This window comes from Burkholderia diffusa (assembly GCF_902499115.1).
Classification (GTDB): domain Bacteria; phylum Pseudomonadota; class Gammaproteobacteria; order Burkholderiales; family Burkholderiaceae; genus Burkholderia; species Burkholderia diffusa.
The window spans coordinates 58,249-76,061 of sequence record NZ_CABVPN010000013.1; the positions used below are offsets into that span (position 1 = coordinate 58,249).

Sequence of the window (17,813 nt, forward strand, 5' to 3'; positions counted from 1 at the left end):
CACTGTCGATTCGACCGCCCCCCCGCGCCCGACCATGTCCGCCACCCGCCTTCTTCCGGACTCCGCACGTTACTGGCGCACGCCGCTGCTGCCAGGCGCGGATCTGCTCACGGCTACCTATCGCGACCATACGTTCGCGCCGCACTGGCACGACGCGTACACGATCCCCGTGATCCTCGAGGGCGCGGAGCGCTACACCTGTCGCGGCAGCGGCCATGTCGCCGAAACGGGCACCGTGCCCGTGATCAATCCCGGCGAAGTGCACACGGGCTCGCGCGCGACCGACGAAGGCTGGTGCTATCGCGTGAGCTACGTGCCGGTCGACTACATTCGCGCGCTCGCGAGCGCGATCGCGGGGCGCCCGCAGGACGCGCCATGGTTCCCGTCCGACGTGATCCGCGACGCCGATCTCGCGGCACGGCTCGCGCTGGCCCACCGGATGATGGAGGCCGGCAGCGAATGCATGCCGGCGGTCCATCCGCACGAGCAGCCGGCCGCCGACGCTCCGGCCGCCGCGGCAGCGCGCGTCTACGATCCGCTCGCCGCCGAAACGGCGATGCTCGACGCATTGTCGACACTGATCGCGCGCCACGCCGACGCGCGGCTGCAGCCGGCAGTGCTTGCGGCCGACGAGCCGCGCGTCGACGCGATGCGCGAGAGGCTCGCCGCCGATCTCTCCTGCACTGTCACGCTCGACGACGTCGCGCAGGCTGCCGGCCTGTCGCCGTTCCACGCAGCGCGCCTGTTCACCCGGACGATCGGGATGCCGCCGCATGCATGGCGCAACCAGCTGCGGCTGCAGCGCGCACTGGCGCCGTTGCGCGCGGGCGTGTCGATCGCCGACGTCGCCGCGGCCAGCGGCTTCGTCGACCAGAGTCACTTCTCGCGACATTTCAAACGAATGTTCGGCGTACCGCCCGGACGCTGGCAAGCGCGCTGACGCGCACTCCCCACCCTGCATTCGACAATACGCGGCAACCGGCACGCAGGTTGCGCCGCCGGCACCGCGGGCGCAAGAACGTACAAGCCGCCACGGGCAGCGCTCCGCTATCCTGCATTGCATGGAGACGCACCCCTTGAATCCCGCACCCACAAACTCGCCCCTGCCCCGCCGCCCGCTCAACGAATGGCTCGACGGCGCACGCGACACGATCCCGATGATGATCGGCGCGGCGCCGTTCGGCGTGATCTTCGGCACGCTGGTCGGTGGCGGCCCGCTCGCCGCATGGCACGGCGCGCTGATGTCGCTCGCGGTGTTCGCGGGCTCCGCGCAATTCATCGCGCTCGGCCTGATCGCCGGCAGCGCAAGCTTCGTCGTCGTGCTCGCGACGACGCTGATCGTGAACCTGCGTCATCTGCTGTACAGCGCGACGCTCGCGCCGTACGTCGCGCACCTGCCGCTGCGCTGGCGCGCGACGCTCGGTGCGCTGATGACCGACGAAGTATTCGCGGTCGCCTACGCGCACTACCGGCACTTCCCGCCCGGTGCAATCGGCCCCCACTACTTCTTCGGCTCGGGCCTCGCGATGTACCTGAACTGGCAGGTCTGGACGCTCGCGGGCATTGGCTTCGGCGCGGCCTTCCCGGGCCTCCAGTCGCTCGGCCTCGATTTCGCGATGGCGGCGACATTCATCGCGATCGTCGTTCCGCAACTCGGCACGCTGCGCTATTTCGCGGCCGCCGCGACGGCCGGCACGCTCGCGTACTTCTGGCAGGGCTGGCCGTACAAGCTCGGGCTGCTGGGCGCGGTCGCCGCCGGCGTCGTGGTCGGCGTCGCGCTGACGCTGCGGCACGAGCGTTCGCGCACCGCTTCACGCACGGAGACCGCATCGTGAGCTACGCGCTGCTGATCCTCGGGATGGCCGTGATCACCTATGCGATCCGGACGACACTGTTTCTGTTCGGCGAGCGGCTGACCTTCCCACCGCTCGTGCGGACCGCGCTCGGCTTCGTGCCCGTCACCGTGCTGACCGCGATCATCGTGCCGATGACCGTCTCGCCGCACGGGGGCACGGCCGAACTGACCTGGCGCAATCCGCAGCTCGTCGGCGCGCTCGCCGCCGTGGCCGTGTCGGCGACGACACGCCGGCCGCTCGTGACGATCGCGGTCGGGCTCGCGGTGTTCTTCCTCTGGCAAGGGATCGTGATGCCGCACTGGCTGCCGGCCTGAGCGAACGTCGCCGGCCGTGCTCAAGTTTTCGCCCGGCGCGCCGATATCGGGTATGAAGACCCGCCATCGGCCTCGGCGCGAACCGGTCCGTCGACGCTGCGCCCGCACCGGTGCGCGGTGTCGGCCGCCGGCCCGCGCGGGCCGCCATCGAGACGATTCATGGGCCAGATCACCCTTTCCCTCAAAGACGACACGCTTGCGTCCCTGCGCAAGGACTACGACGCATTCGTGCGCGTGTCGCTGAAACTCGACCCGCAGTTCGCGACGCCGTCGTTCGAGGATTTCCTGCGCGCCAAGCTGCTCGACAACATGGTGCCGCTGACCGAGCATGCCGTGCAGCGGATGCTCGAGGGCGGCCAGTACGCGTGGGCGAAGCGCACGCTCGACAAGGAATTTCCGGACGTCGTCGCGATCCTGATGCGGCAGGCCGGCGAATTCGGCTTCGGCTTCGCGTCGCGCTCCGAATGGACCCCCGACGAGCTCGCGAAGGCATGCCGCGACTGGGCCAAGGCGATCGTCGCCGAAGCGCAGGGCGACGCGTCGCTCGTCGATCCGCTCGCCGCGCAGATCAAGGGCGCGGTGCATGACATCCAGACGCTCGAGGAAACGATGCAGACGCCCGCATGGCGGCTTGCGGAATCGCTGCGCCAGCGCGTCTACGAGGCGAAGCTCGCGTGCGAGATGAGCGTCGGCAGCGCCGCGCGCGACAAGCTCGGCGAACTGCGCGGCCTGCTGCGGCTCGGGCTCGCGCACGGTTCGTTCCAGAAACAGGAAGCGCAGCAGATCATGGAATACCTGCGGCTGCTGAAGCCCGACATCTTCGTCGACGAGCCGTACGACGTATTCGCGCGGCTTGCCGCGTGGCTGCGCAGCGTATTCACGCCGTCCGCCGCACGACCGGCGCACGGACCGGGGCCGGAACAGCACCGGCCATGACGACCCGCGTCCACGCATGAAGAACGGCCCGGTTCGCGCGAAGCGAACCGGGCCGTCGATCGATCGCCGTCACGACGCGCCGTCCGGGGCGAACGTCGTGCGACGTCGAGGGGCCGCTTACTGCGCGGCGCCCGAGGCCGATGCACCGCCCTGCACGCCGGCCGACGCGCCGCCTTCGACCGCCTCGTCGCCCACCTTCGACTTCGCCGAGCCGGCATGATGCTTGGCCGACTTCGCCGCGTGCTTCGCGTGCTTCTTGGCCGAGTGGACCGACGACGCCGCCGTGTCCTTCGCGCCGTCGGCTGTCGCACCGACCGCGTCGGTCGCGCCGCCGACCGCATTGCCCGACGCGTTCGCGCCGGCACCACCCTGCATGCCCGCGCCAGCGCCTGCCCCTGCTGCCGGCGCTTGCGCCTGCACGCCGGCACCTGCGGTGCCCTGTGCCGCGACGCCCGTCTGCGCGAATGCGGCCGAAGTGGCGAACGCCGTCAGCGCGGCACCGATCAGCATCGTACGAATCTTGGACATGAGAATCCTCCTCAAGAAGTTGTGGGCGCGGACCGCCTCGATGCGATCCGTCGCGTCCCCCGCCGCAACACGCAGCAGGTACGACGAAAGACCCGCAGGCCGCACGTCCGGTTCTCCAATCTCTCAGACTGTTACCCACCGTTTCATTTGCTGACGAATCGCTCACAGTCCTTAACAACTACTGCGCGCTGGCCTGCACGACCGTCCGCACTCGCGCGCCGGCCCTCGGTGCCGTATGATGCGGGGCGATTCCTCCCGCGCATCACGCGCATCCTTCGTCATGCCCAATCTGGATTTCACGCTGACCGGCGAATACGTCGAGCTGCACAACCTTCTCAAGATCACCGGCCTCGCGGACAGCGGCGGCACGGCGAAGATGTTCGTCGCGTCCGGCGCGGTGAAAGTCGACGGCGTGGTCGAACTGCGCAAGACCTGCAAGATCCGCGCGGGTCAGGTCGTGCTGTTCGGCGACACGCGGATCGCGGTTCACGACGCGTAGCGGTTCCCCCTGACCGTGACATGGCCATCGGCGCGCGCGTTCGACACCGTTCGAATAAAGCCGTAAGCTAGCCGTCTCTCAAAATAAATACAGACAGCGCGGGCCCGCACCCGCGCGAGCGCTCATTCCATGTCGCATTCCGGTCTTACGCGGACGGCCGCCGCGCCGCCGTCCCTGTCCAGTCATGCCGCCGATACCGCGCGCCTCGCCGCGCCGCTTGCGATCGCGCAGCTCTCGCAGATGGCGATGAGCGTCACCGACACGGTACTGCTCGGCTCGCTCGGCCCCGATTCGCTCGCGGCGGGCGGCCTCGGCGCGAACTTCTTCTTCGTCATCGTGACCGTCCTGCAGGGCGTGCTCTCGTCGGTCAGCGTGAGCGTCGCGCATGCGCGCGGCGCGCAGGCGGAACACCGCGTGCCGCACATCTACTGGACCGGCTTCATGCTGTCCGTGCTGCTCGCGATTCCGGCGATCGTCGCGCTGTCGCTGTCCGAACCGATCCTGCTGATGTTCCACGAGCCGCCGACGCTCGCGCGTCACGTCGGCGAGTACACCGGCATCCTGCGGTTCGCGGCGCTCGGCAGCCTGATCGGCGTCGGACTGATGCGCGCATTCCTGCCGGCGATCGGCGCCGCACGACGCCTGCTGTGGGTTTCGATCGGCGGCGTCGGCATCAACGGCGTGCTGAACTACGGGCTGATCCACGGCGCATTCGGCTTGCCGCGGCTCGGCTTCCTCGGCTCGGCGGTCGCGACGACCATCACCATCTGGCTCACCGCGCTCGCGCTGATCTGGCTGCTGCACGGCCGCCAGCGGTTCCGCCATTTCGTGACCGCCGCCCGTCCGAAACTGCCCTTGATGGGCGAGCTGATCGGCATCGGCTGGCCGGTGGCGATCACGTACGGGGTCGAATCGACGCTCTTTCTCGCCACGGGTCTCACCATCGGCGTGCTCGGCGCGACGTCGCTTGCCGCGCATCAGATCGCGCTGAACGTCGCGTCGGTCGCGTTCATGGTGCCGCTCGCGATCGGCCAGGCCGCCAACGTGCGGGTCGGCTACTGGGTCGGCGCCGGCCAGCCGGTCGCCGCGCGACATGCGGGTTTCGTCGCGCTCGGCCTCGGCGTCGCGTTCATGTCGCTGTCGGGGCTCGTGCTGATCGTCGCGCCGCATGCGATCGTCGGCCTGTATCTGCAACTCGACGACCCGGCCAACGCGGCGACCGTGTCGCTGGCCGCATCGCTCCTCGGCATCGCCGCGGTGTTCCAGATCGTCGACGGCATGCAGACCGTCGGGTCGGGCGCACTGCGCGGACTGCGGGACACGCGCATCCCGATGCTCGCGGCGACCTTCGGCTACTGGGGCATCGGTTTCCCGACCGGTTACTGGCTGGCATTCCATGCCGGCCTCGGCGCTCGCGGCCTGTGGTGGGGGCTCGCGGCCGGCCTCGCGAGCGTCGCCGTGCTGATGGCCTGGCGCTTTCACCGGAAGACCTCGTCGCTCGTCGCTGCGACGCGTTGAGCTCGGCACGACGCAAAATCGCAGCCGGCGCTATGCTTGTCGGTTGAAGACCCAGGACGCCGCGCCAGCGGCGCGACTGCCTCACGATACGCCAGACGCCGCGCGAACCGCGGCTTTTCCCCTTCCCAAGAGGAGTGCATCATGAACGAAGCAGTTCGGATGGAACGCGACACGTTCGGCGAGATCGCCGTGCCGGCCAACCGGCTCTGGGGCGCGCAGACGGAACGCTCGCTGCAGAATTTCCGGATCTCGACGGAGAAGCAGTCGCCCGAGCTGATCCACGCGCTCGCGATCGTCAAGCGTGCCGCGGCCGCCGTGAACCAGTCGCTCGGCGTGCTGGCCGACGAAAAGGCGCGCGCGATCATCGACGCGGCCGACGAGATCATCGCTGGCAAGCATCCGCGCGAATTCCCGCTCGCGGTCTGGCAGACGGGCTCCGGCACGCAGACCAACATGAACCTCAACGAGGTGATCGCGAACCGGGCGAGCGAGCTGCTCGGCGGCGAGCGCGGCGAAGCACGCAAGGTCCACCCGAACGACGACGTGAACCGCGGCCAGTCGTCGAACGACGTGTTCCCGACCGCGATGCATATCGCGGCCGCCTACGCGATTGTCAACCACCTGCTGCCCGCGCTGCGCACGCTGCGCGCGACGCTCGACGCGAAGTCGAAGGCTTTCGCCGACATCGTGAAGATCGGCCGCACGCACCTGCAGGACGCGACGCCGCTCACGCTCGGGCAGGAGTTTTCCGGCTACGTCGCGCAGCTCGACCAGGGCGTCCGGCACGTCGAATCCGCGCTGCCGCACCTGTACGAACTCGCGCTCGGCGGCACCGCCGTCGGCACCGGGCTGAACGCGCATCCGGAGTTCGCGGTGCGCGTGGCCGACGAGATCGGCCGGCTGACGAAGCTGCCGTTCGTGACCGCCCCGAGCAAGTTCGAGGTGATGGCAGCCGCCGACGCGCTGGTGTTCGCGCACGGCGCGCTGAAGACGGTCGCGGCCGGCCTGATGAAGATCGCCAACGACGTGCGCTGGCTTGCGAGCGGGCCGCGCTGCGGGCTCGGCGAACTGTCGATTCCGGAAAACGAACCGGGCAGCTCGATCATGCCGGGCAAGGTGAACCCGACGCAGTCGGAAGCCGTGACGATGCTGTGCTGCCAGGTGTTCGGCAACGATGTCGCGGTCAACGTCGGCGGCGCCAGCGGCAATTTCGAGCTGAACGTGTTCCGGCCGATGATCGCGCACAACGTGCTGCAGTCGGTGCGGCTGCTCGCCGACGGCGCGCAGAGCTTCAACGACCACTGCGCGGTGGGCATCGAGCCGAATCGCGCGCGCATCGACCTGCTGCTGAATGAATCGCTGATGCTCGTGACGGCGCTCAATCCGCACATCGGCTACGACAAGGCCGCGCAGATCGCGAAGAAGGCGCACAAGGAAGGCACGACGCTGAAAGCCGCCGCGCTCGCGCTCGGCTACCTGACCGAGGCGGAATTCGACGCGTGGGTGCGCCCCGAAGAGATGATCGGATCGCGGTAATCGCGGGGAGGCGACGCGATGACGGGCGCGGCACGCATGCGCGGCGCCCGTTGTCGTCAGACGGTGCCCTTCGCCACTTCCTCGGGCTTCATCTCGACGATCTTGTCGAGCGCGGCGCGCACGTCGGCCGCATATTTTGCGAGCACCTTCTGTTCGTCGGTCTCGGGCACGAACGGCGGCACCGGCACCGGGTTGCCGTTCTCATCGACCGCGACGAACACGACGAGGCAATCGGTCGTCTGGCGCAGTACGCCGCCCTTCGGATCGCCGGCGTGCACGGACACATGGATGTGCATGCTGGTGCGCCCCGTCGCGACGACGCGCGCCTTCAGTTCGACCAGGTTGCCAACGAGGATCGGCCGCTGGAAGCGGATGTTGCCGACGCTGACCGTCACGCAATAGCGGCTCGACCAGACCGCCGCACACGCATACGCGACCTCGTCGATCCACTTCATCAGCGCGCCGCCATGCACCTTGCCGCCGAAGTTCACGGACGACGGCTCGGCGAGGAAGCGGAATACGGTTTCGGTGCGGTCGAGGGCGGCCGGTACGGGGGACGGTTGGGACATCGTGGTAGCTCCAGGCGGCGGGGGCACTGCAATCGGCGCATTATACGTTGCACTGCGGCAACACGTCGCGGTGCCCGCCGCGCCGCAGCGACGGCACGCCCACCCGCGCACTGAGCCGGCATCGGCACCGCAAGCTGGCGCCCGTCAGCGGCGCACCGTGATGCCCTGGTCGATCGTCCCGTACATCTCGAGGCTGCCGCCCCGCGCGCCGGCGGCACCCGCACCGCCCTGCGCACAGGCCGCGCAGAGGAACGCGGCCACCAACAGGCAGAAAATCGTCTTCATCGTTGCATCGTGTCGCATCCGGCGGCCCACTGCCGCCGCGTCGGGCCATTCTACGCGCGCGGCCGGCAACCGCGGGCGCACACCGCCCCGCCGCATCTGACATTTCATCCGAACGCGAAACATCGAATGCGCGCAGCGCCTACACTGCAGGCATTCCGCCTGACGAGACACGACGATGACCGATCAAGACGACCACCACTTTCCAGGCCTGAGCCGGATCGGCGCACTGATCGCCGATCCCGGCCGCGCCGCGATGCTGTGGGTGCTGATGGACGGCAGCGCGCGGCCGGCCGGCGAACTGACGATGATCGCGGGGCTGTCGCCTTCCGCGGCGAGCGCGCACCTTGCGCGCCTGACCGAAGGTGGCCTGCTCGCGCTCGACGTGCGTGGCCGGCACCGCTACTACCGGCTCGCGTCGGTCGACATCGCGGCGTCGCTCGAGGCACTCGCAAACGTGGCCCGCGCGGCCGCACCGAACCGTCCGGTGCCGCCGCCGTCGCGCACGGTGCCGGCCGAACTGCGCTACGCGCGCACCTGCTACGACCACATGGCCGGCGAGCTCGCGGTCCGCATCTTCGACGGGCTCACCGCACGCGGCTGGCTGCAGGCGGACGGCGATGCGATCGAAGCCACCGAACTCGGCACGCAGGCGCTCGGGCGCTGGGGCATCGACGTCGCACAGCAGCGCACGCGCCGCCGCCGTTTCGCATGCCGCTGCCTCGACTGGAGCGAGCGCCGCCCGCATCTCGGCGGCGCGCTGGGCGCGGCACTGCTCGACAGCTTCTGCGCGCACGGCTGGATCGAGCGCACCGTGCGGCCGCGCGTGCTGCGCGTCACCGTGCCGGGACAGCAGATTTTCGACGACTGGCTTACGTCCGCTTGACGTGCGCATTGCGACCGGATGACAACGGCACGCGATGGACAGGTTTTGTTACATCGCGTGCCATACGACTTACAAAACACTGAGCACTGAAACAGGCCGAGCGGATATTGTGAACTCGACGGCACGAATCGACGCGCCGCGATAACGACGAAGACGCTCATCATGGCCTCCCTGTTCACGCTCAAGCGAACCGCCCACTGCACGCTGCTCGCTGTCGCCACGCTGGCGACCCTGCCGTCCGCATTCGCGCAAGCGACACAGGCCGCGGCGTATGCGGCCGCCGCCCGACAACCGGGTGGCGATCCGCCGAGCCGCGTCGCCCGGCTCAACTACATGTCGGGTGCCGTGACGACGGAACCCGCCGGCACCGATACCTGGTCGTACGCCGCCGTGAACCGGCCTCTGACGACCGGCGACCAGCTGTGGAACGATGCCGGCGCGCGCTCGGAACTGCACATCGGCTCGACCGCGGTGCGTCTCGGCGAATCGACGAACCTGTCGGTCCTGAACCTCGACGACAACACGACGCAGCTGAAAGTCGGGCTCGGCACCGTGTCGACCCACGTACGCGATCTGCCGCCCGGCGGAGCCTACGAAATCGATACGCCCAATCTCGCGCTCGGCATCACGGGCCCCGGCGACTATCGCGTCGATGTCGCGCCGAACGGTGCGACCACGACGGTCACCGTCCGCAGCGGTAGCGCGACCGTCTACGGCAGCAACGGGCAGTATCCGCTGTCGCCCGGGCAGCAGGTCGTGTTCGCCGGCACCGACCTGCAGGTCGCACAGCAATCGGCCGCACCGGCCCCCGATGGGCTCGACCAGTGGGCCGCCAGCCGCGATGCGGCCGAGCAGCGCTCGGTGTCGGCCCGCTACGTATCGCGCGACGTTCCCGGCTATCAGGACCTCGACGCGAACGGTACGTGGCGCGAAACCCCGAATTACGGCGAGGTCTGGGTGCCGAACGACACGCCGGCCGACTGGGCGCCGTATCACGACGGTCACTGGATCTGGCAAGCGCCGTGGGGCTGGACGTGGGTCGACGATGCACCGTGGGGCTTCGCGCCCTATCACTACGGCCGCTGGGCCTATGTCGACGATAGCTGGGCATGGGTGCCCGGCCCGATGGTCGTCAGCCAGCCGCCCGTCTACGCGCCAGCGCTCGTCGCGTTCGTGGGTGGAGGCGGCGGTCCCGACTGGAGCGTCGCCCTGACGGTCGGCGGCGTCGCCGCGGCCGGCTGCGCGTGGTTCGCACTCGGCCCGGGCGAAGCCTGGCATCCCGGCTGGGGTGGCTGGAGCCCGCATTACTACGATCGCGTGAACCGGAACATCGTGGTCAACAACGTGACGGTCAACAAGACCGTGAACGTGACGAACATCACCAACATCACGAACATCAACAAGACGTACGTGAACTTCCGCGCGCCGCACGCGATCACGGCCGTGCCGGCGTCCGCGTTCGTGCACGGTCAGCCAGTCGCGCACTTCTCGCAGCGCGTCGATCCGCAGCAATGGCGCAACGCGCACGTGATGCCGGGCACCCCCGGCATTGCGCCGGTACGCCAGAGCTTTACCGGCGGACTGCGCACGGCCAGCTACCGCCCGCCGGCAGCGATCGGACAGCACACGTTCGTCGCGACGCGCAATCCGGCGGTACCGGCCGCATATCGGGACCAGGCGGCCGCGCATCTCGCCCGGCAAGGCGCGCGCGTGCCGGGCGCGGGCGCGCCCGTCGCGAAGACGAACGTGCCGGCCGACTATACGGCTCGCCCGGTCCGCGTTCCGGGCAACCCGAAGGCCGGTGCATGGGCGATGCGCAACGTTCAGCTCGTGAACCCGCACGGTCCTGTCGTGCAACCGGCGCACGCGCCGCGCGACGGGCAGCCAGCCCCGGCACAGGCACTGGCCGCACGGCCGGGTGCGCCGATGCCTGTCGTGCCGAATGGCGCGCGGCCGACGAACGGCGAAGGCCCCAATGCGCCGCGCTTCACGAACGGCACCACGCCGCAGGCACCGGGCAATCCGGCTGCGCATCAGGCATTGGGCCCTGGAAATGGCGTCCCGCACCCGCCGACGTCCGCCAACACGCCGACCGGGCACGACAACACGCATGCTGCCGCGGCGCCCGCGCCCGCGTGGATGCAACCGCATACGCCGATGGAGCGTCAGCGCCCGACGCCGCCGACGGCTCTCCACGCAGCGGGACAGAATGCACTGCCGCCCGTGCGCGGCGCGGCACCGGCCCAGCATCCGGAAGCCGCGCCCAGTACGCAACTCGGCGGGCGGCAGGAAACGCCGCGCGCGTTGCCGCAACCACGGCTCGATACGACCGCGCAGATTCCGCAGCCGCGTCCGCGTCCTGACTTCGCGGCACCGGCCCAGCATGCGCAGCCGCGGCCCGAGCGGGCCGCCCCGACACCGCAACCGCGCCCCGAATTCGCGCAACCGGCACCAAGGCACGAAGTCGCGCCGCCGCGCGTGAACGAGTACCGCCCGCCCGCGCCGGCCGTACACGAAATGCCGCGACCGCAGCCGCAAGCTCCGCGCATGGAGCCGCGGCCGTCGATGCCCGCGCCGCACGTGGAACCACGGCCGCAACCGGCGCCGCACGTCGAGGCGCCGCGCCCGAGCAACCCGCCGCCCGGCGGCCACGACGAGCGGCACCGCCAGTAACCGCGCCCGATGAAACGGAAAGGCCCGACCGGCGAATGCCAGTCGGGCCTTCTTCATTCCGTCTGGCGCGGATCGCATAACCCGCACCGCCCGCCGTCGAACGCCGGGGCTCAGACCGCCATCGGCGCGGTCAGCGGCTCATGATGCCGATAGCCGACGAGCGAGAAGTCGGACGGCTCGATCTGCTCGAGCCATTCCGGCGCATAAACACCCGTCTTCGCGTAGTCCGGCACGCGCTCGGCAATCTCGAGCCGCGGGCTGTCGTACGGTTCGCGCGTGAGCTGCTGCTGCAGCATGTCGAGCTGGTTCTCGTAGATATGTTTCTGGAACCAAATTTTTTATACCAATCCGGCGCATCTCCCACGGAAAACCGGACTATCTAGTCATCCCAAGCAAGAAATTTCATGGAACCATATTCTTTTACCACTTCATCAATCTCCAGGTATCATTCCGCCGGCGCTCTTGCCAGTTGCCCATCAGACTCAGAGACGTGCGGTTTACGGAAAGACATTCCTACCGGGAGGCTCATAAGTGCCGCTTGCCAACAGCCTTGTACCTCAATTGGTGAAAGTGACCGGCAGTGCTTCCTCCGAAGTCGTCGTACTGTCCAGCGGCGACGTTCTTCAGTTGTCGGTCAATTCGAGCACCTACCCGCTCTACAGCGTGCTGGACAGCTACGGGGTCGTCGTAAAAAGCGTCCATCTCTGGCTGCGCAAGCTAAGAGCCGAAGCTGGTTTGAGCATCAGCATGAGCACTGTCGAGCAGTACGCCCGTACCCTTTCTTATCTCTGTCGTTGGATTGAGCGGGATGGGCCGTATCCGAACCTGAGCGTCGACGAAAATCTCGTGCTGCTCAGTCGCCAAGACATCCAAGCGTGGACTCGCGACATGAAAACGCGAGGAGCCGAAAGCCATAACACCTTGCATTCACGAGAGGCCTGCGTGAAGCAATTCTTGGACTGGATGGCAACGCAAGAAGCCGGCAATCTGCGGGACCCAGAGAATTCCCCATATGGCCTGCCGGCACGCTTCGCTACGTGGTCGCACCACCGAATGCCCGTAGTCCGAGGTATGTCTCTGCAGAAATCGTTGTGCAGCTCCTGAATGGCATGCACAACGAGTGCGAGCGGTGCATGTTCCACGCACAGTACGACATGGGCCTCAGAATCTCTGAGTTGGTGAATCTCGTGGCTAGCGACATTCCCGATGACTCGATGTACGACCCCGCCTTTCAATTCATTCCAATCTGCGCCCGGCGTGTCAAGGGGCGTGGAGGCCAGAAACCCGAAAAAATCACCCTGATGTCGCGGGCTGTCCTCAGGCGCATCAAGCGCTATCACAGTAGTCGCGAGTACAAGCTCGCTTCAGATTGGGATATCAATGACCCCAACAAGCCGGTGTTTCTGACCGCAAATCAACTGCGGTGGAGCCCCAGAAACGCGTCGAAGCAATTCAAGAAAGCTGTCAGAAGAGTTCGCCTCATCGATGCTATGGCGACCCATTGGATGCGTCACGGCACTGCCTTTTCAGTATTGTGCTCGGACATCGGGAAGACCTACCAAGACAGGATGTTGTTGGTTCAGCAAATGCTTGGGCATGCCCATTTGAAGACAACCGAGATTTACACGCAAATTCCGCCCGACCTGTTGCAGAGGCTAACCAAAGCCGGCAAAGAAATGAATCGCCTCGACGAGGCTGAATCTATCCGCGAGCAAACCTACCTCGGGCCGCTACAGCACAATGAAAAGCGGGGGCACCATGCGTAACGAACCAGTCCGCCTCTACAAGCCACCCAAGCCAACTCTCGCAGACCCATACGCCCAAATCAAGTGGATGTTTTTCCAAGTGGAGGCCGAGTACGAAGGCTTGAGCGCTGAGCGTTTCCGTTATGCGCGCAACAAGTACTTGCAGTTCGTCGCGGAGACGAGCGCCTACTACCCCGAACTCGAGAGCAACAAGCGTTTTTACTTGACAATACACTGGGAAGCCGACGCACTGATTCGCTTCAACAGATGGCTAGTCGGCCAAGACCTCAAGAGCAAATCTCGATATGGCGTGTACAAATCGGTTCGTCAGGTCATGGATATGGCTTACGCGCTTCGCATTGTCGACACCGTGGTCTACCACCCGCCGGTGTTCAAGGGCGCCTCAGAAACTAAGGAGCGGTCCGCGTACACTGAAAGCGAACAAGAAGTCGTTAACGCAGCCATCGCCCGTTGGATTGACTTGGCCAATAGCGTCCTCAATGGCTACACTCCGACTGGCGAGGGCATCCCGTATCGTCGCCAGAATACTCTTCCTCCGATTTCGATAGACGGCCAACTATGCACCGTTTCTGAAGCGGCGAAACGATATGGTGTTAAGCACGGGGTAATTTCCCAGCGAATTCGAACGGGCTGGACGCCGGAACAGGCCGTGGGCCTCGCGCCCCCGCCCTCGCCACGCTTTACTTCAATTCAAATTTCGGTTGAAGGCATCAGCTATTCGAGCGTAGGTGCTGCCGCCAGAGCCTATGCCGTGGACCCAGCGGTAGTCGCCCAAAGGTTGCGGATGGGACACACCCCGGAGCAAAGCGTCGGCATTGACCCAATTCATGTGCTGCAACGCGACGAGCGTGCCTTACTCTGGTTGTTCGAGAATCAATACGCGTGTAACGCTCTCGCGATGTATGAGGACTTCTATGACCGGCGGCAGAATCTTGTCGCCGTCTGCACGATGCAACGCCTGTCAAAGCTATTCATCCGCTGGGGTGTCTGGCCGCATGTCGATGACCGCCTAATCATGCCGTTGGCGGCCGAATTCAGTATGCTCGCTGGCCTGAACGTCGAGGCGCTCAAAGAGCTTGAAATCGACTCCTACCAGCGCGAACACCGGCTCACCGGACAGCCTGTCATTACGTATCGGAAACGACGGGCCGGCAGTTCGACCCGCTCAGAGGACAGAGAACTTCATCTTCCGTTACTTGACATGGAAGAGCTGTATCTTGACGAGTCCGTAGTTCAAAAGCTTGGGAAGCTGGTTGGCTTGGTTCTAGGGCTGACGTCGCGTATCAGGGAAGACGCTCCCCCGGAGATTGCTCGCCGCCTTTTCATATTCGAAGACGTCGAATGCTCGCACAGAGAGGGCAAACGCGTCATCGTCGCGATAGACCCCAAAAGGAAAGCCGGAAAATGGTACCGTCGGTTTTGCACCGACGAAGGGCTTTATAGCCTCTTCGGGAAGAACTTTAACTTCAGTCTCGCTCGCTGCCGTCCAACGCTCGCCACCAATATGGTACTGGCCGGCGCCACGTTGTTCGACGTACAAGTCGCGCTCGGGCATGAGAGCATTCAGACTACCGCCACGTACCTCGATGAGCAAGGTTTAAAGCCGACCTTCAATCGCACCGTCTCCGAGGCGCTCGAGCGCATTGCGCAACGCTCTAGAGAATTTCAAAAAACGGAACAAGCGCGGGTACCTCGCGCACCGACATCCCCGAGTCCTGAACTTGATTGCTTTCACGAAACACTGTCGGGATGCGGATGCAAGAACCCGTACAACCCGAGCGAGAACGTCCGGGCTGTCACGAAGCATGTGGATGGCACCCCGTGTCGATTCTGGAACATGTGCATACGATGTGACCGTTCTATCGTCACGGAACGCACCCTTCCAAAACTCATCGTATACCGCAGGCGTGTGAGTGTGGCGCTTGAATCAGACTCACCGGCCATCCGAGGTCGAAAATCGCTTTTTGAAGACGCAGTAAAGCTCATCGACGGCATCCTCGCAGAAGATGTGGTGTTTCCGGCAGCAGTAATTCGAACCGCCGAGCACGTTGCAGCGACGATGGACGATTTGCTCGTTGACCACTTGATTTACCAGGGATTCTGAAACGTGAGGACCTCCGCTCGACTTCCTGCCTTGTCCGATGTCACCGCTGGGCAAGCGGTCTTTCGAAACGACATGCCAGTCTGGCTTGGACGCTTTGGCGACGATATCTGGCCCTTCATCGAAACAACTTCGCCTCTCTATACAGGTCCCGCCAGTTCAAGCTTTGTGTGGCGCGATTACGTCGATGGCAAAGGCGCCACTCTGCGGCATCCCAGCTCATTTTCAAAGACCACGTATGAGTATTGTCTAACCGATGCAATAGTCGCAGACCTGAAGATTTCCGCAGTAATTCATGGGTATTTTCCACAGCTCATCAAGCACGCGCGAGCGCGGAAAGAGCAACTCGACCCGAAGACGGTGAGAGGGCGTATTGATGAACTGGCTAAATTCCTCTCGATGGTCATCAACGAAGGGAAACGTAGACTACACATTCAAATCACTCGTCTGAGTGATATTCCGTTCGCCCTTCTTAAAGAGACTATTCCACAGTATCCGGGCCGCTCCGAGCATCTTCGCCGCGCGCTGAAGCTGATTTCCGACCCAATGGTTCAGAGAAATCTCAGCGCCCCGCTCCAGTGGGGCTTGCTCGACATCGAAAAATCGTCAATTGCATGGGGTGAGTCTAAATATGAAGGCGGCATCCCAACCTTGCCGGATGCCCAGTTCCTATTCCTGCTGAACTACTGCAAGCATGCTATGACACGCTTCAAGAGTGCCGCCGCGCTGGTCATCCACGATAAGGAATGTCAATCCTTAGCTAGCTCGATTACTCTCCCCGAAAGCGAAACCTTGGCATCGGCGATGACGGAATATTACGATTTCGTAGAAAAAGGTAAAAGCCAACGGTTCCGAAGGAAACATCGCATCCCCCTGACCGTGGTCAACGACATCATCAGCGAGGGGCATCTCGCATCCCTGCTTCTTATCCTGTTGTTCACAGGGATGCGCGCCACCGAGACTCATTTCCTGATGCGCGACTGTCTCACGTTTGAACACGGCTACTGGTTCCTTGTCTCCAAACAGGTAAAGCATCGTCCGAAAGATGTTCCAATCTGTGAAGGTTGGCTGGCCGTCGACCTAACAAGAGACGCGTACGACGTCCTCATGTTCATTACGGAACAAACCGGCAATCCGTATCTTTTTTCGTCATCGGTCCCTGGAAAGGCCGAGACTGGATTCGGGTACAGGGGTAGTGCGCTCAATACGAAGTTTGAACGATGGCTAGCACGAATTGACGTAGATGGACTCTTCATCGATTGGACATTTTCAGTTCATCAATGTCGCGAAACACTCGTGGCACAGCTTGCGAACCAAGAGGTCGGCTTACCGTTCATCAGCATGCAGCTCAAGCATTTTCACAGCCAGTTCAACGCCATGCCCAACGCAGTAACGGCGGGTTACGGGAACTACCGGCAGCAGTTGATGACAAGCGTTACGACCCGCATCGCCGAGGCTCGTGAGACCGCTCTCCTAGACCTCTTTGGCGAGGACGCGAAGTTCGCCGGAGGCGGCGGCGCTGCTCACAAGGCGCGTATCGACACGTTCTTTGCGGGTCTAGGCCTGTTCGGCAACGAGCGCGAACAGTACATCAAGGATATGGCCAAGCGCGGCGTCAAGCTGATGCCGACAAGCATCGGAGCTTGCGGCAGAAACTTTGCTATTCCGAACGCAGAAGTGCCGCCCTGCTACGGCGACTATCAGTGTGACCCCGAATGCCCGAGTCACGTGATTACGCAACGGGCAGCGCAGGTGCTCACTATGCGCAGGGAACACGCCCATGGTGAGGCGGAGCGTGAGACCAATCCGGGCTACAAGACTATCTGGCTGGGCCTTGTTCAAACATTGGACAAGCACATCGCCACCCTGGACCTGGAGACCGTAGATGACTGATGGCCGCCCCGAGGAGCTCACCGAGCATCAGGCAGACACTTCGACGAAAAATGATACACTCATCCTGAATGCCCTCGGGCTGCTCGAGGACCCTACCAAGCGCGGGAAGCGCAAGGCGACGGTCGCCGCCATATGCGAGTTGACGGGCCTATCCCGGAATACTATACGCAACAGGCAGTGGGCCTGCGATAGGATTCAAACCTTAAAGCGGAAGCTCAAAGCTGGTGCGGTAACGCCGGCCGCGGCCCAGTCAACGTCCGAGCAAACTGCTGAACCCACCCTCGATGACCTGAGGAAGCGAATCAGACGTATCCTCGAGCAAAACGCGTTGCTATACGAGGAAATCCTGTCCCTCCAAAGCACAATCGCCAAGAAAGACAGCGAGATTGCCGCGCTCAAAGCTCGGAACAATTTTTCCATCGTCCCGCCCACCGGCCGGGAAACCGAATAATCGGA

At 64.7% G+C, this 17,813-nt stretch carries 17 protein-coding genes and 1 pseudogene; 14 read left to right on the forward strand and 4 right to left on the reverse strand.

The genetic code is table 11. The features are described from left to right. Positions 1–34 precede the first annotated feature (34 nt). From BTE28158_RS14925 to BTE28158_RS14940, 4 genes are all read left to right on the forward strand, one after another. The gene (locus tag BTE28158_RS14925; RefSeq protein ID WP_151046997.1) at positions 35–940 is read left to right on the forward strand and encodes an AraC family transcriptional regulator; all 906 of its coding nucleotides are present in this window, start codon (positions 35–37) and stop codon (positions 938–940) included. Positions 941–1,061: 121 nt separating this feature from the next. Next, positions 1,062–1,835, forward strand: a complete 774-nt coding sequence (locus tag BTE28158_RS14930; RefSeq protein ID WP_124623351.1) for an AzlC family ABC transporter permease — start codon at positions 1,062–1,064, stop codon at positions 1,833–1,835. Beyond that, a complete protein-coding gene (locus BTE28158_RS14935) occupies positions 1,832–2,170 on the forward strand; it encodes an AzlD domain-containing protein (protein WP_124902123.1) in 339 nt (112 codons plus the stop codon). Before BTE28158_RS14930 ends, BTE28158_RS14935 begins: the two co-directional genes overlap by 4 nt. Before the next feature lie 159 nt (positions 2,171–2,329). Continuing rightward, a complete protein-coding gene (locus BTE28158_RS14940; protein ID WP_124623355.1) occupies positions 2,330–3,106 on the forward strand; it encodes a DUF4088 family protein in 777 nt (258 codons plus the stop codon). Between the two features lie 117 nt (positions 3,107–3,223). Here the strand turns inward: BTE28158_RS14940 and BTE28158_RS14945 are convergent, their stop codons facing one another. Then, positions 3,224–3,634 carry a hypothetical protein gene (locus BTE28158_RS14945; protein WP_124902124.1) on the reverse strand — a complete coding sequence of 137 codons (411 nt, stop codon included), beginning with the start codon at positions 3,632–3,634 and terminating at the stop codon, positions 3,224–3,226. A 280-nt stretch (positions 3,635–3,914) separates the two neighbouring features. Between BTE28158_RS14945 and BTE28158_RS14950 the strand changes: the two genes are divergently transcribed. The 3 genes from BTE28158_RS14950 (at position 3,915) to fumC (ending at position 7,187) form a co-directional block, all read left to right on the forward strand. After that, positions 3,915–4,133 (forward strand): RNA-binding S4 domain-containing protein, encoded by a 219-nt coding sequence (locus BTE28158_RS14950; RefSeq protein ID WP_006753074.1) that lies wholly within the window; start codon positions 3,915–3,917, stop codon positions 4,131–4,133. A gap of 129 nt (positions 4,134–4,262) precedes the next feature. Continuing rightward, a complete protein-coding gene (norM, locus tag BTE28158_RS14955; protein ID WP_151046999.1) occupies positions 4,263–5,651 on the forward strand; it encodes a multidrug efflux MATE transporter NorM in 1,389 nt (462 codons plus the stop codon). A 141-nt stretch (positions 5,652–5,792) separates the two neighbouring features. Continuing rightward, positions 5,793–7,187 (forward strand): class II fumarate hydratase, encoded by a 1,395-nt coding sequence (gene fumC, locus BTE28158_RS14960; protein WP_151047001.1) that lies wholly within the window; start codon positions 5,793–5,795, stop codon positions 7,185–7,187. Between the two features lie 56 nt (positions 7,188–7,243). Here the strand turns inward: fumC and BTE28158_RS14965 are convergent, their stop codons facing one another. Together BTE28158_RS14965 and BTE28158_RS14970 are read right to left on the reverse strand one after the other, a co-directional pair. After that, a complete protein-coding gene (locus BTE28158_RS14965) occupies positions 7,244–7,756 on the reverse strand; it encodes an acyl-CoA thioesterase (RefSeq protein ID WP_014897688.1) in 513 nt (170 codons plus the stop codon). Positions 7,757–7,900: 144 nt separating this feature from the next. Continuing rightward, positions 7,901–8,041 carry a hypothetical protein gene (locus tag BTE28158_RS14970; RefSeq protein ID WP_170296360.1) on the reverse strand — a complete coding sequence of 47 codons (141 nt, stop codon included), beginning with the start codon at positions 8,039–8,041 and terminating at the stop codon, positions 7,901–7,903. A gap of 175 nt (positions 8,042–8,216) precedes the next feature. Between BTE28158_RS14970 and BTE28158_RS14975 the strand changes: the two genes are divergently transcribed. Together BTE28158_RS14975 and BTE28158_RS14980 are read left to right on the forward strand one after the other, a co-directional pair. After that, on the forward strand, positions 8,217–8,924 hold the full coding sequence (locus BTE28158_RS14975) for an ArsR/SmtB family transcription factor (RefSeq protein WP_124623362.1): 708 nt from the start codon (positions 8,217–8,219) through the stop codon (positions 8,922–8,924). 162 nt (positions 8,925–9,086) lie between these two features. Further along, positions 9,087–11,597, forward strand: a complete 2,511-nt coding sequence (locus tag BTE28158_RS14980; protein WP_151047003.1) for a DUF6600 domain-containing protein — start codon at positions 9,087–9,089, stop codon at positions 11,595–11,597. Positions 11,598–11,707: 110 nt separating this feature from the next. Here the strand turns inward: BTE28158_RS14980 and BTE28158_RS14985 are convergent. Then, a pseudogene (locus BTE28158_RS14985) lies at positions 11,708–11,917 on the reverse strand (thymidylate synthase); the annotation flags it as partial. Between the two features lie 211 nt (positions 11,918–12,128). Here BTE28158_RS14985 and BTE28158_RS14990 point away from each other — a divergent pair. The 5 genes from BTE28158_RS14990 to BTE28158_RS15010 all read left to right on the forward strand — a co-directional run bounded on the left by BTE28158_RS14990 (position 12,129) and on the right by BTE28158_RS15010 (position 17,808). Beyond that, on the forward strand, positions 12,129–12,701 hold the full coding sequence (locus tag BTE28158_RS14990) for a site-specific integrase (RefSeq protein WP_151047005.1): 573 nt from the start codon (positions 12,129–12,131) through the stop codon (positions 12,699–12,701). 29 nt (positions 12,702–12,730) lie between these two features. Then, entirely contained in the window at positions 12,731–13,363 is a 633-nt protein-coding gene (locus BTE28158_RS14995; RefSeq protein ID WP_239007112.1) for a tyrosine-type recombinase/integrase, read from the forward strand. A gap of 67 nt (positions 13,364–13,430) precedes the next feature. Then, a complete protein-coding gene (locus tag BTE28158_RS15000) occupies positions 13,431–15,467 on the forward strand; it encodes a site-specific integrase (protein WP_170296361.1) in 2,037 nt (678 codons plus the stop codon). A gap of 72 nt (positions 15,468–15,539) precedes the next feature. Then, positions 15,540–17,357, forward strand: a complete 1,818-nt coding sequence (locus BTE28158_RS15005; RefSeq protein WP_151047011.1) for a tyrosine-type recombinase/integrase — start codon at positions 15,540–15,542, stop codon at positions 17,355–17,357. Next, entirely contained in the window at positions 17,350–17,808 is a 459-nt protein-coding gene (locus BTE28158_RS15010; RefSeq protein ID WP_089460614.1) for a hypothetical protein, read from the forward strand. Before BTE28158_RS15005 ends, BTE28158_RS15010 begins: the two co-directional genes overlap by 8 nt. The last annotated feature ends 5 nt before the right edge of the window (positions 17,809–17,813 follow it).